12 protein-coding genes and 1 other annotated feature are annotated in these 14,305 nt (G+C 29.1%); of the genes, 11 read left to right on the top strand and 1 reads right to left on the bottom strand.

Annotated features, from left to right (window positions below):
* Positions 1-35 precede the first annotated feature (35 nt).
* The 5 genes from T483_RS0128065 to T483_RS0128045 all read left to right on the top strand — a co-directional run bounded on the left by T483_RS0128065 (position 36) and on the right by T483_RS0128045 (position 5,799).
* Positions 36-740 carry a response regulator transcription factor gene (locus T483_RS0128065; RefSeq protein WP_026889800.1) on the top strand — a complete coding sequence of 235 codons (705 nt, stop codon included), beginning with the start codon at positions 36-38 and terminating at the stop codon, positions 738-740.
* Entirely contained in the window at positions 715-2,901 is a 2,187-nt protein-coding gene (locus T483_RS0128060) for a sensor histidine kinase (RefSeq protein ID WP_347460445.1), read from the top strand. The genes T483_RS0128065 and T483_RS0128060 overlap by 26 nt, the downstream gene beginning before the upstream one ends.
* A gap of 123 nt (positions 2,902-3,024) precedes the next feature.
* Positions 3,025-3,207: a hypothetical protein gene (locus T483_RS0128055; RefSeq protein ID WP_026889798.1), complete on the top strand. Its 183-nt coding sequence runs from the start codon at positions 3,025-3,027 to the stop codon at positions 3,205-3,207.
* 755 nt (positions 3,208-3,962) lie between these two features.
* Entirely contained in the window at positions 3,963-4,304 is a 342-nt protein-coding gene (locus tag T483_RS0128050) for a hypothetical protein (RefSeq protein WP_026889797.1), read from the top strand.
* Between the two features lie 439 nt (positions 4,305-4,743).
* The gene (locus tag T483_RS0128045; RefSeq protein ID WP_051560593.1) at positions 4,744-5,799 is read left to right on the top strand and encodes an alpha/beta fold hydrolase; all 1,056 of its coding nucleotides are present in this window, start codon (positions 4,744-4,746) and stop codon (positions 5,797-5,799) included.
* A gap of 64 nt (positions 5,800-5,863) precedes the next feature.
* On the opposite strand, the gene T483_RS0128040 is transcribed toward T483_RS0128045, so the two are convergent.
* Positions 5,864-7,276 (bottom strand): peptide MFS transporter, encoded by a 1,413-nt coding sequence (locus tag T483_RS0128040; RefSeq protein ID WP_035790661.1) that lies wholly within the window; start codon positions 7,274-7,276, stop codon positions 5,864-5,866.
* Positions 7,277-7,648: 372 nt separating this feature from the next.
* Between T483_RS0128040 and T483_RS0128035 the strand changes: the two genes are divergently transcribed.
* The 6 genes from T483_RS0128035 to gatA all read left to right on the top strand — a co-directional run bounded on the left by T483_RS0128035 (position 7,649) and on the right by gatA (position 14,298).
* Positions 7,649-8,551 (top strand): M15 family metallopeptidase, encoded by a 903-nt coding sequence (locus tag T483_RS0128035; RefSeq protein ID WP_026889794.1) that lies wholly within the window; start codon positions 7,649-7,651, stop codon positions 8,549-8,551.
* 33 nt (positions 8,552-8,584) lie between these two features.
* Positions 8,585-9,697, top strand: a complete 1,113-nt coding sequence (locus T483_RS0128030) for an amidase domain-containing protein (protein ID WP_026889793.1) — start codon at positions 8,585-8,587, stop codon at positions 9,695-9,697.
* 155 nt (positions 9,698-9,852) lie between these two features.
* Positions 9,853-10,407, top strand: a complete 555-nt coding sequence (locus tag T483_RS0128025) for a GNAT family N-acetyltransferase (RefSeq protein WP_026889792.1) — start codon at positions 9,853-9,855, stop codon at positions 10,405-10,407.
* A 202-nt stretch (positions 10,408-10,609) separates the two neighbouring features.
* Positions 10,610-10,866 (top strand) — a binding site (T-box leader).
* A gap of 127 nt (positions 10,867-10,993) precedes the next feature.
* Positions 10,994-12,283 (top strand): aspartate--tRNA(Asn) ligase, encoded by a 1,290-nt coding sequence (gene aspS / locus T483_RS0128020; protein ID WP_026889791.1) that lies wholly within the window; start codon positions 10,994-10,996, stop codon positions 12,281-12,283.
* A gap of 275 nt (positions 12,284-12,558) precedes the next feature.
* The gene (gene gatC, locus T483_RS0128015) at positions 12,559-12,843 is read left to right on the top strand and encodes an Asp-tRNA(Asn)/Glu-tRNA(Gln) amidotransferase subunit GatC (RefSeq protein ID WP_026889790.1); all 285 of its coding nucleotides are present in this window, start codon (positions 12,559-12,561) and stop codon (positions 12,841-12,843) included.
* A 15-nt stretch (positions 12,844-12,858) separates the two neighbouring features.
* Positions 12,859-14,298, top strand: a complete 1,440-nt coding sequence (gene gatA, locus T483_RS0128010; RefSeq protein WP_026889789.1) for an Asp-tRNA(Asn)/Glu-tRNA(Gln) amidotransferase subunit GatA — start codon at positions 12,859-12,861, stop codon at positions 14,296-14,298.
* Positions 14,299-14,305 lie beyond the last annotated feature (7 nt).

Genomic DNA, 14,305 nt, shown 5'->3' with positions numbered 1-14,305 from the left:
TTGTAAATTATAGTAAGTGAGGGTGTTAAAGAATAATGAATTTTTATAATGTTTTAATAGTTGAAGATGAAAAAGAAATATGTGATGGAATAGAGATATACTTGAAAAACCAAGGCTACAATGTTTATAGAGCAAGTAATGGAATAGAAGGATTGGAGATAATAGAAAATCAAACTTTACATTTAGCAATAGTTGACATAATGATGCCAAAGATGGATGGAATAACAATGGTGATGAAACTCCGTGAGAATTATGATTTTCCTGTAATAATGCTTACTGCAAAATCAGAGGAAATGGATAAGATTCTTGGTCTTAATATTGGTGCAGATGATTATGTTACAAAGCCTTTTAATCCAATGGAATTATTAGCTAGAGTAAATTCACAGCTTAGAAGATACTCTAAATATTTAAATGTAGTAAATGAATCACAAGTAAAGAGTAATAATTTTATAATTGGAGGGCTAGAACTAAATACAGATACAAAGGAAGTAACTTTAGATGGAGAACTGGTAAAGCTTACGCCTTTAGAATTTAAAATCTTACACTTATTAATAAAAAATCCAGGAAGAGTATTTCCTGCAGAGGAGATATATGAAAAGGTCTGGAATGAAGATGCTATAAATACTGACACCGTAATGGTTCATGTTAGAAAAATAAGAGAAAAGATAGAAATTGATTCAAAAAATCCAAAATATTTAAAGGTGGTATGGGGAGTTGGATACAAAATTGAAAAGCAGTAAAAAATCATATGTTACAAATTTAGTAGCATTTACAATACTTATAATAATGGCGTTTAGTATTTTTGGCTTTTATCCAAAGATAAAGGAATGGTCTAAGGGAGAGCCTTCACCTCCTTATGAAGATTATGAATTAATGAGAACTATATATCAAAGTAATTATGTTTTATATAAAGATCTCTTGAATCAAACAAGTCAAGAAGAATTAAGTGCTGATAAAATTTATATAAAATCATATGATAAAATTTTAAAAAATAATGAGAATTTAGATTATAATGAAGAGTCAAATAACAATTTGGATATGGCTAGAAAATTCGATGATATTTTAGATTTATGGAAAGACAATCTAAATAATGACTATAAAAATTTGAATTATTTAGTTCAGACTAATGATATGTCTATGAAGAAGACTAATACGGAAAACGATTTGAGTCTATTAGAAGATGAAACTAAAAGTAAAGATTTAAACGATGAATATGCTTTTTACATGGTAGTAAAATATGATGAAAATGGAGTTGCTACTGTAAATAAGGTTTATGGTGCCGATGATTATGTAATAAGAAATAGGTTTTTGGATCTTACTATGAAAAAACTTTTTGATGGTGATTATATCGCTATAAATAATATAAAATTTAATCCTATTAAAAACGTGACTTTTGTTTATGGAATTCCTAAGGATTTAAAATATTTTGATAGAATAAGTTCACTTGTAGATAGCTCACAAAATAAAATATACAACAGAGCTGTAGCAACTGTTGTTTTATCAATATTAGGTATTGTGTTAATATTAGCGTTGTTAGTGCCTTATAGGATAGGAAGAAATGTATTTGGAATTAAATATCTCGAAAAGATACCATTTGAGATCAACTGTTTTATTCTTGGTATTGGAGGAATTGGTTCTGGGGTTGTACTTGTATCTACTATTATTGAAACGTTAAAGAATACACTTATTAAACCGGGAATAGATAAGTCGTTGGAAAGTTTTGCTGTAATTATGATAAATGCAATTATATGGACTATAACCATTTATGTCATTTTTGCAGTGACTATGCTCTTGAAGTTTATAATTAATACAGGAGTAATTAAATACTTTAAGGAAAAATTATTAATCATAAAAATAGTAAATTCCTTGAAAAGGTGGTTTAATAATTTATTTAATTATATAGGGAATATAGATTTAAATGATAAATCCAATAGGTTCATTATAAAAGTTATTGGCGTAAATTTGGTAATAACATTAATCTGCTGTATTTTCTGGTTTTTTGGAATAGTAATAGCATTCATTTATAACGCAATATTATTTTATTCAATTAGAAAACAGTATGGAGATATAAGAAATAAGTTCAGTATACTTTTAAATGAAGCAGATAGAATTGCTGGTGGTAATATAGAAGTAGAAATAGCAGATGATTTAGGAGTGTTTAATCCACTAAAAGATAGAATTGAAAAAATAAAAGATGGTTTGAAAAAAGCGGTAAATGAAGAGGTTAAAAGTCAGAGAATGAAGACAGAACTTATTTCAAATGTTTCGCATGATTTAAAAACACCACTTACTTCGATAATAACTTACACTGATTTATTAAAAAATGATAATTTAACTGAAGAAGAAAGAAAATCTTATATTGATACAATTGATAAAAAATCTCAAAGATTGAAATTTCTAATTGAAGACTTGTTTGAAGTAAGTAAGGCTACTAGTGGAGATATTAAGCTAAACTTAGTGAATGTGGATATTGTGGAATTAATGAGACAGACGCAAATTGAATTAGATGATAAAATAAAGGATTCAAAGTTAATATTAAAAAATAGTTATCCTACAAGTAAAGTGATATTAAATCTTGATAGCCAAAAAACCTTTAGAATTTTTGAAAATCTAATAATAAATGTAGTCAAATATGCGATGAAGGGATCAAGAGTATATATAGACATAATAGATCATGAGAAAAATGTAGAGATTACAATAAAAAATATGTCTGCAGAAGAGCTGAATTTTGATCCATTTGACATTGTAGATAGATTCCAAAGAGGAGATAAATCAAGGAATACAGAAGGATCTGGTCTTGGTCTTGCAATTGCAAAGAGTTTTGTTGAAGTTCAAGGTGGAACATTTAATATAGAGATAGATGGAGATTTATTTAAGGTTGTAATTAAATTTAATAAGTAATGCGTGGAGTGAATTTGTTAACAATAAACTAATGCGGCTTTACTAGTTAAGCGATTTTTAATATACTTATGTTAGAGGTCACAATTAAAAAATAATAAGTTGTTAGTTAGTAAAGGAGGCATTATGTTTACCAAGGAGGAACTTTTAGTAATTGAAGATGCATTAAAAATTGCAGATGCAGAATATATAAAGTTAATTGATGAAAATAAAAATAATAAAAATAGAATGGTTGCATTTAATAGAAAGCAAAAGAAATTATGGCTAGTTCAAAATAAATTAAAAAAACTTAAAGAAGAACAACATTAAATTTAGACTTATGCAATAATCCACCGAAAGTAGAAACATTGTTATTTCACAGGACTATGAAAATTTCGCTGAAAGTACTAAATTGCAGGTTGCACCACTAATGCTTGCTCCCAATTTCATTGTGACAAGCATTAATGGAACAACCTACAATTAAGAGCTTTTAACAGCTCATTTTCAATGCCTGCTGCATAAAAATGTTTCTGCTTTCTAGTATGGAATTTATTGCAAAGTATGAATGAAATTCTTAAATTGTTTATCTATGAAGAAGAACAATAATACTTTATAGTAGATTCATCTTATTGAAAAAATGATGAGCCTACTATATTTTTATGCAATTATAATTTATATTCTAATTATAGATATCCAAACTAAAAGATATACCTATATTTTAATCTTTGTGAATTATACTAGAGATTAGATACATGTTTGTGAAAGAGGCATTTGAAATTGAGTTGTGATTGTTCTTAGTTGAAGGTTGTTCCATTTTCTGCTTGTCCTAAACTTATTTTGGAGCATGCAGAAGTGGGTTCAACCTTCAACTTAGAACTAACTATCCAGCGAAAATTTCATTAGTCTGCTGGAACAGATTTGTATCTAATTTCGGTTTTGCCACACATAATATAATTTAAAATTTGGATATCGGTTATAAGTTATTTGAATCGAATTGGTTTGCTAAAAGAATGTTAGCATATTATAATATTTTAGTATGAGATTACTGTTTTATATTAATATAAATCAAAATAGGAGCGATATGTATGAATAAATTATTTCAAATTAAAGATTTAGAGTTTTATGAAGAGGATTTTGTTGATGATATAAAAGATTATGAAGATATAATCGATATTATTGATGAATTAAGTGAAAAATTAAGTTATGAGATTATAGAAATTGCAGGTTCGAATGGGTGTTGTGATAAGACAAAGAAAAATTATCTAGTTGAGATAATTGGATATATTGATGAAAATGATGAATTTATTACTAAAGAGGAGAGAGACGCTTTAGGAGTTATGGATCTAAATAAGAGATTTGATTTATTTGTTATAACAGTACATAAGTGTACCGCATGTAATAAGTGGGTGATTTCCATATTGGAATAATGATATAAATAACATAATTAAGGCATAATCAAAAAAATAATAAGTCCATCTGCTAAGCCTATTTCCAATTATGCTTCATCAGCTTATTGCCTAGTAGGCTTGCTATGAGTCCAATCTACTTCGCATTTTGGACTTGCTATTTTCTTTCATATGCCTAAATCTTTAAAAGGTTTTTTATTCTTTAGGAATTTATATTCCAGTAAAATCTGTGGATAACTTAAAAAGGTTTATTAGATAGTTTGGGTATTTTAAAAAGAATAAAAAAGAAATCTTATTCGCCTGCCAAGTTTTTCTCACATACGTTCGAAAAGGCAGATGCGTAAAAAAAATCTACGGCTCCACGGTCACCTACGATTTTTTTATAAATTTATGCAGAAAGGATACAAAGTTATTGGAAAATCATAGAATAATAAGAAGCAATAGAATCAAAGTGATTTGTATGATCCTTGCAATAATTACTAATCTATTTATAAATATAAATCCATGGATTATAAATGCGAATGCATCTGTGTCAAAGAGTAATTTAGGTGAAATATATATATCTGAATCTAATTACAATGAAGATATGAAAAGTGAAGCAGAACCTTATATAAAAGGAAAACTAGAGTCTGGATATATAAGTGGGGATAAGGACGTTAAATTGTACTACGAAAAATATAACATAGAAAATGCAAAAGCTAATATAGTAATATCTCATGGATATACTGAAAGTTTAGTTAAGTATCATGAATTAATATATTATTTTTTAAAAGAAGGATATAATGTATTCGGAATTGAACATAGAGGTCATGGTAGATCTGGTACACTTGGAATAGCTGATAAAACCCAAGTAAATGTAGAAAATTTTAATCAATATGTAATTGATTTTAAAAAATTCATGGATGAAGTTGTTATGCCAAATAATCAAGGTAAAAAGGTCTTACTGTTTGCCCATTCAATGGGGGGAACTATTGGAACAAAATTCATAGAGGATTACCCAGATTATTTTGATGCTGCGGTATTAAGTGCTCCTATGCTTGAGGTTAACACTGGGAATATACCCAAATTTCTAGCTGATATTATAGTAGAATTTGAAGTTGCTATCGGTAATGGTGGAAATTACGTTTTAGGTAAGAAAGCATATACACCAGAGTATAACGTAAATGAGATTGGAACAAATTCTTTGAATCGTTATAAATATAGTCATGATATAGTAGATAATAGCGAAGAGCTTCAAAGAGGAGGCGCTAGTTATAATTGGACAAAAGAAGCTTTTGATACAACGAATGAAATTATAAAACCAGAAAATGCATCAAAGGTGGAAATTCCAATATTGTTGTTTCAAGCCGATAATGATACTTATGTAAAGTCAGAAGGACAAAATAAATTCGCAAGTAACGCAAAGAATTGCGAAATAAAAAAGATAGATAACTCTAGACATGAAATATATTTAGAAAAAGATGAAATTCAAAGACCATATTTAGATGAATTATTAGATTTTTATGATAAGGTATAATTTTTTAAACAAAAACATAGAAGCTTGTCTTTATATACAAAGACAAGCTTCTATTCATAATATATTATTCCATCATTGCTGCTAATTTTTTATTAAATAATAAGAACAATATTCCCATTATAATTGAAGTAGCAGCTATTCCAGCGAATATTTGTAAGTGTCCTAAAGTTTCTGTGTAACCAGCAAGTCTTCCTGCTATTTGATTAGCAACAAAGCTGCTTAGAAGCCATACGCCCATTAGGAAAGATGCAAGTTTAGCTGGCGCTAATTGACTTACCATTGAAAGTCCAACTGGTGATAAGCAAAGTTCACCAATAGTATGGAAGAAATAAGTTCCTACAAGCCATATCATGTTAGCTTTAATAGCAGTATCTTCTATATTTCCTCCTCTTTGCATAACAGCACCAACCATAAGTAAGAAACCAAGTCCTAACAGTATTGAACCTGTTGCCATCTTTTGAGGAATACTTAAATCACCACTCTTGCTGCAAGCTAATTTATACCATAGCTTTGATACAGGGATTCCAAGTATTAATATAAACAATGGATTTAATGATTGGAACCAAGATACTGGTACTTCCCATCCATTTACTGACCTATCTATAAAATCTTGTGTGTAGATAGTAAGTGAACTTCCAGCTTGTTCAAAGCCTGTCCAGAATATTATAGCAAAAGCTGTTAATATTAAAATAACTGCAGTTCTATGTTTTTCTTGTTTAGTTAATGGTTTAGTTTTTGATTTATTATCGTTATTGGAATTAGATTTAGCTACACCTACTGGTGCTTTACCAATATCTCCAAGTAATTTGTTTGCTAATGCATTGAAGATTATTTGTCCTAAAATCATTCCAAGCCCTGCAACTAAGAAACCATATCTAAATCCGTAGTGTATAATTTCTCCTGCTTGTGTAGTAGCCATTGTTTTTTCTGCTAAAGTACCACATATAAGCGGTGCTAAAAATGATCCGGCATTTATTCCCATGTAGAAAATAGTGAAAGCTGAATCTTTTCTTTTATCACCATCAGGATATAAATGTCCAACCATTGTTGAAATATTTGGTTTAAAGAAACCATTCCCGATTATAAGTAAAAATAAACCTATGTACAATGTAGTCATACTTTGGTTTGAGAATAATGTTAACTGTCCAATAGCTATTATTATTCCTCCAATGGTGATAGCTTTTCTTTGTCCTAAGTATCTATCTGAGATATATCCGCCTGCTAGTGGAGTAAGATATACAAGAGATGTGAAATTTGCATATATAGTCATTGCAGATACCTTATCTACACCAAGTCCACCTCTTATAAATTCTGTAGTTAAATACATTACAAGCAATGCTCTCATACCATAGTAACTAAATCTTTCCCACATTTCTGTAAAGAATAACATATACAGACCTGGAGGATGTTTCATTTTGCTTGTTTCTCTTGATGAAACATCTTTCATCATTATATCGCTGTCTTTTTTAAGTTCCATAATAAACCTCTTTCTTTGATATTTTATTAACATAACAATTTTAGCAACAAATTCGACAACTTGCAAATTTTTGCTTACAAAAATGTTAAATTATAACCTATAATAGTGGTATTTATATGAAAAATTAAATATTCTATATAAAAAGTTTAACAATAGAATCCTTAAAAAGAGTTGTTGGATTAGCAATATATTAAAAAATGATGGCTTTTCATAAAAAAGTCATATTTTTTGATATTAATTAAAAAAATTAATTCATATATGTAATTTTTCAATTTGTTTAGTAACTTTTTATAAAAAATTATTGTACATAGTATGTTTATTCTTGGGACAGTATATATTTATAGGATTAAAAAAGGCGGTGAAATATAATTGATAAGAAAAATTAGTAATTTTATAATATGTTTTTTTGTTATTTTTAGCATACCTATAGATTCAAAAGCATCAGAAGGTAGGGATTACAAAACAGAGATGAAACAGGATATTTTAATTCTTATGTTATCATATCCTCAATATATAGTAGATGTAGAAAAGAAAAGTGATGATGAAGTTTACATAATCATGAAATCAGGTAAAAAAATTATTTATGATGATAAGAAGGAAAAAAATCATGAAGTAAAATTAACAAATCCTGATTTGCAAGATATGTTAGAGCAAGACTACCCATTAGAAAAAAATACAGAGATCATGGATAAAAGTTTTGATCCTGGTAGAGCTAGACATTATGAGTTACTAGGTGAAGTCTATGGAAATTCTAAGGGAGCAATTGAAAAAAACTTAGCTAGTTTAAAGTATGGATATACTAATTATCAATTCAATAAGCAAAATAATGCTAATGCGTCTTTAGAAGCAGCCTTGAAAGAATTAATGCCTTTAGCAAAATCAAGACCAGATATAGGAAGTATACTTTATCCTGCCAGCGGAACATTTAATTATAGGGTCATATCTGGAACAGGAAGACTAAGTCCTCATTCATATGGAATTGCAATTGATCTTAAAAGTGATAAGAGGGATTATTGGAAGTGGAGCTCAGAAAAAGCCGGAAAGGAAAGACTTGGTGATTATCCAAAAGAATTAATAGAAGCCTTTGAAAAAAATAATTTCGTTTGGGGAGGAAAATGGGGGCATTTTGATATTTTACACTTTGAATATAGACCAGAAATAATATTAAAAGCTAGATGTTTTAGCAATTGGAACAAGGATGATGAATGGTTCCAAGGCGTTCCTATAAACGAAGAAACCAATAGATGTATTGAAATAATTAACAGTAAATTATAGCAGAATGACTTCATTTAGAAAGGGGTATTATAGATGCGACTCTCTAAAATTAAAAAAAATCAGTCAAGATTTGTAATTATCTTAGTGTTCATTGTGTTTTTATCATTGATTACTAGTGATAAAAGTGGCATTGTATTTGCTGATACTAGTACTGATAATGAAGTGAAAAGTATCGTAGAAAATATATTTGCAGTAAAAAATAAAGCTATATTGAGTAAAGATTTGGATTCGATTAAATCTCTATATGCTACTGACACTAGATACGGTCAATGGGCATATGAATATGAACAAAAAAAAGTAGAATACGTTAATAACTGGGCTGAAAAGCAGGGAATACAATTTGTAGACATCGTCCCTAAAGTGGTAATTAAAAAATCTAAAATTGGAGATAACAAATGCTCTTTTAGTTTAATTTGTAGTACTGAGTATAAGTACATATATCCAGATCAACCAGAAGCTATAAATAGTTCAAGAATGGGGACTTATCATTCTTTTCAATTAAGTAAGAGGGATAATAATTGGATAATAACAAAGGAGTGGTATACAGATCCATTTGCTGATTCTTTAAGTTTAGAAAATATTAAAGCAGATGAGATTAAACAATATATATCATCACAGCCTCCTAGAGATATTTCTAATATTAACGAAAAAAGAAAAGGAGCAAAGGAGTATGCAGAAAGATACTGCGGAGCAGCAACAATTGAGGAATACGGCTTTAAATATAATAATAAATATAGAGATTTTAATCCAGAGGGTGGAGATTGCGCAAATTTTGCTTCACAAATACTACACGATGGAGGAAAATTCAAGGAGAATGCTATATGGAACTATGACAAAGGAAGTGCAACAGGCCCATGGATAAATGCCGGTAAGTTTACTCATTACATGATTAATAGTGGAAGAGCGTCGGTAATTGCGAGAGGAAGTTATGAAAAGGTATATAAGGCTTCTTACAAATTACTTCCTGGAGATTTCATTGCATACGAAAAGAAAGGCGATATAACTCATGTATCAACAGTTACAGGAGTCGATTCTAAGGGATATTCTTTAGTAACATGTCATAATACAGATAGAAATAACGTACCATGGGATTTAGGATGGAGCGACAAAAGGATTAAGTTTTGGCTTATTAGAGTTCATTACTAATAAATTTGCCTTAAGGGGTAATTAAATACACTTTAAGGCGTTTATTTAATTATAATAGTTTTATATAATCAAATTATTATAGTATAATACAAATCAGATATTAATCATTAAGGGGGGACTAGTAAGAAATATATTTGTATTCTTACTAAAATAAAATGAAACAATTAGTATTAAATAAAAAAGACACAAGTATTGTACAAGCTCAGTTGAAATTATTGGATATAAGCTATATCGATAAAATTATGAAATTACAAGAGGATGTATATACAAGATTAGAAAACAAAGAATTTTTTGCATGCTCAGATAGAAAAGAATTTGAAACTGCTATAAATGAAAAAGGTATAGTTTTGGGTTGTGTTTCATTAGATGAAGAAGAATTAATTGCTATAGGAGCATATATTGAATATGGGCATGACGAACATAATTATGGACATGATATAAAGATTCAAGGGGAAAAGCTGCTTAAGGTAGGACAGATTGAATCAACTATGGTTTTAGATGCGTATAGAGGAAATAAACTTCAAAAGATAATATGTGAATCTCTTGAAGAAATAAGCAAAAAAGCAGGAATGAATTGCATTTGTGCAACAGTTTCACCTGATAATAAATATAGTTTGAATACATTTGAAAAACTTGGGTATAATGTTATGGAAGATAAAATAAAATATGGTGGATTAAGAAGATTTGTTTTAATGAAAAAATTAAAATGATACACTTTAAGTGCTATGAAGAAGTAATTTATATCAGTATGCATTGTAAGAAAATTATTCATAAAACAGTAAAATTTGAAATTTTATTAACAAACTTTTAAAAAAAGTATTGATTTATAAATTATTTTGCAATATAATGAATTCCATAAAGCAAATGTGCTTATAATTAATAAAGAAATTAGTATTTTAGAAATTAAAATTTATATATGCAATGATGAAGAAAAGTAAATTCAAATAGATGATTTTTAGAGAGTGGATGATGGTGAAATATCCGCATGAGTCTTGAATCGAAAGAACACTTCGGAGCTATTAACCGAAATTTTATGTTAAAAGAGTAGGCTTAATCGGGCCCATACCGTTAAAAGTGGAGAGTATAAAACAATTATGTTTTGTATTTCATTGAGGTGAGTTTTTTATAAACTAACCAGGGTGGTACCGCGAGTTAATCTCGTCCCTGTGCATAATGCATAGGGACGAGATTTTTTTGTTAATAAATTTTAATTAAAATAAAAATATTTACTTTTACAAAATATCTATAAAAATTATTTGTAAAAATAATCAATATATGGGAAAAGGAGCAATAATCATGAAAAGAATATTTATTAAAGATTTAGCAGTTAACGGGGAAGAAACAGTATTACTTAAAGGTTGGGTTCATAAAATTCGTGATCTTTCACATGTTTCATTTATCTTACTTAGAGATAAGTCTGGGATAATTCAATTAGTATGTACTAAGGAACAAATTAAAGGTTTAAGACTTGAAAATGCAGTAGAAGTAACTGGAATAGTTCGCGAAAATGAAAAGGCTCCAAAGGGTATGGAAATTGAAGTATCAGATATTAAAATAGCAGGAACTGTATATTATGATAAATTACCATTTGAAATTCAAAGCTTTAAAGAAAAGGCTGCTCTTGAAACTCAATTGGATTATAGAACAATAAGTCTTAGAATTCCTAAGAAAAAAGCAATTTTCAAGGTTCAAAATGAAATTGAAGAAGCATTTAGAATGTTCTTCAAGGGTAATGATTTTGAAGAAATCCATACTCCAAAGATAACTCATTCTGGAACAGAAGGTGGATCTGAAATGTTTACTGTTAACTACTTTAACAGAAGAGCTTTCCTTGCACAAAGTCCTCAATTCTGGAAACAAATGATGGTTGGAGCAGGTTTTGAAAGAGTATTTGAAGTAGGTTATGCATATAGAGCAGAACTTCATAATACATGGAGACATTTGAATGAGTATGTGAGTTTAGATATTGAAATGGGCTTTATAAAAGATGAAACTGATCTTATGGATATGGAAGAAAACTTTATAAGATATTTATATAAACACTTAAATGAAAAATGTGCTGAAGAATTAAAATTATTTGATGTGGTTCTTCCTGAAGAGATTAATATACCAAGAATACCACTTGCTAAAGCTCAAGAAATTTTATTAACAGAATTTAATAAAAAATCGCCAGTAGGAAATATTGATAATGAGGGCGAAGCTCTATTCCATAAATATGTTAAAGAGAAATATAACAGTGACTATGTATTTTTAACAGAGTATCCAACAGCTAAGAGACCAATGTATGCAATGGAATGTGAAGAAAACAGAGAAATGACAAAGAGCTTCGACTTAATATTCAAAGGCGTTGAAATTACAACTGGTGGTCAAAGAATACATGACTATGAAATGTTAAAAGCTAAAATGGAAAGATTAGGATTAAAACTTGAAGATTTTGCTTTCTATTTAGATACATTTAAATATGGAATGCCACCTCATGGAGGATTTGCAATAGGTCTTGAAAGAATCACAATGCAAATATTAAACCTTGGAAATATAAGAGAAGCATCATTATTCCCAAGAGACATGAAGAGATTAACACCTTAAGTGAGAATCCAAATTTTACATTTGGATATTCGAACTTACTCAGCGAACATAGTGAGTCGAGTTTCCTTAAGTAGAGAACCAAAATCTTTGATTTGGTGTGAATCACTTACTCAGTGAGCGAATGCGAATCGAGTTTCCTTAAAATGAGTTATTCAATGGAAACCTGAAAAAGTTTCTATTGAATAAAGCTAATTAGTTTATGCAAAGTTAATGAATTTTAACATAGTGTTTTAAAACAGCATTATAATGACAAAAAAATTGATGAGGTGAAATAAATGAAAGTTAGTATTGATGAAGTAAAATATATAGCAAAGCTTTCTAAATTGAGATTTTCTGACGAAGAAGCTGGTAAATTTGCAAAAGAATTTGAAAATATTTTAGAGCATTTTCAATATTTAAATGAATTAGATTTAAATATTAAAGAAGATATAGATAATAAAGCAGAATTAAAGCCAGTGGTAAGAAAAGATGAAGTTAAATCATTTGAATGTAAAGATTTATTTAGAAATGTTAAAGATATGCAAGATACTTATATTAAAGTACCAAAGATTATTGAATAGGGTGGTGACTAGATAATGCAAATGAATATTAAAGAAATGGTAGAAAAAATTAAAAGTGGAGAATTAACTAGTGAAGCACTAGTTCAATCATATATTGAAGAAATTACAAAAAGTGAGCCTACTATAAATGCGTTCTTAACACTTACTTGTGATGAAGCATTAGCTAAAGCTAAAGAAATAGATGCTAAAATAAAAGCCGGTGAATCTCTAGGAAGACTTGCAGGTATTCCAATAGCAATAAAAGATAATATTTGTACAGAAGGAGTACATACTACTTGTGCATCAAAAATGCTTGAAGATTTTATTCCTCCATATGATGCAACTGTAATAAAAAAATTATTAGCTGAAGATGCAATAATTATTGGTAAAACAAATATGGATGAATTTGCAATGGGATCTTCAAATGAGAACTCGGCATTTAAAAAGACTTTAAATCCAAGGGATATAACTAGAGTTCCAGGGGGATCATCAGGTGGATCAGCAGCAGCAGTTGCAGCAAAATTCGCACCAGTGTCATTAGGATCTGATACAGGTGGATCAATAAGACAGCCAGCTGCATTTTGTGGAGTTGTAGGTTTAAAGCCAACTTATGGATTAGTTTCTAGATTTGGACTTATTGCTTTTGGTTCATCCCTAGATCAAATTGGACCATTTTCTAATTCAGTAGAAGACAGTGCTTATATTTTAAATATAATTTCTGGAACTGATGAATATGATTCTACAAGCATAAGAGATTTAAAAGAAATAGATTATACTGCTGGTCTTCAAGATGGAATTAAGGGAATGAAAATCGGTGTCCCTGAAGAATTCTTTGGTGAAGGATTAGATGAAGAAATTAAGGAATCAGTAAAAAATAGTTTAGATAAATTAAAAGAATTAGGAGCAGAAGTTGAAACATTTTCTCTTCCTATAATTAAGGATGGATTAGCAGCTTATTATATAATGTCATCTGCTGAAGCAAGTACTAATTTAGATAGATATGATGGAATAAGATATGGTTATAAGACTCCAAATTACACAAATCTAGATGAATTAGTTGAAAACAGTAGAACTGAAGGTTTTGGAGCAGAAGTTAAGAGAAGAATAATGCTTGGAACATATGCACTTGCTTCTGGATATTATGATGCTTATTATAAGAAAGCAGATGCTTTTAGAAGAAAATTAAGATATGATCTTAAAAAGACTTTTGAAAAATATGACTTAATAGTAGGACCAGTTTCACCTGTATTACCTTTTAAAATTGGTGAAAAAAAGGCTGATCCATTATCAATGTACTTAGCTGACATTTACACTATTAATGTTAATTTAGCTGGAAATCCAGCAATATCAATTCCAGCAGGAAAGAGCAAAGAAGGCTTACCAATTGGAATTCAATTGATGGGTGATATGTTATGCGAAGAAAAAATATTCAAAGCTGCATATAGCTTAGAGCAAGCTTTAGCTATTGAATTATAGGAGGGGA

Origin of the sequence: Clostridium beijerinckii HUN142 (genome assembly GCF_000621745.1) — a bacterium.
GTDB lineage: Bacteria > Bacillota > Clostridia > Clostridiales > Clostridiaceae > Clostridium > Clostridium beijerinckii_A.
This window is presented reverse-complemented; position numbering and strand designations above follow the sequence as displayed.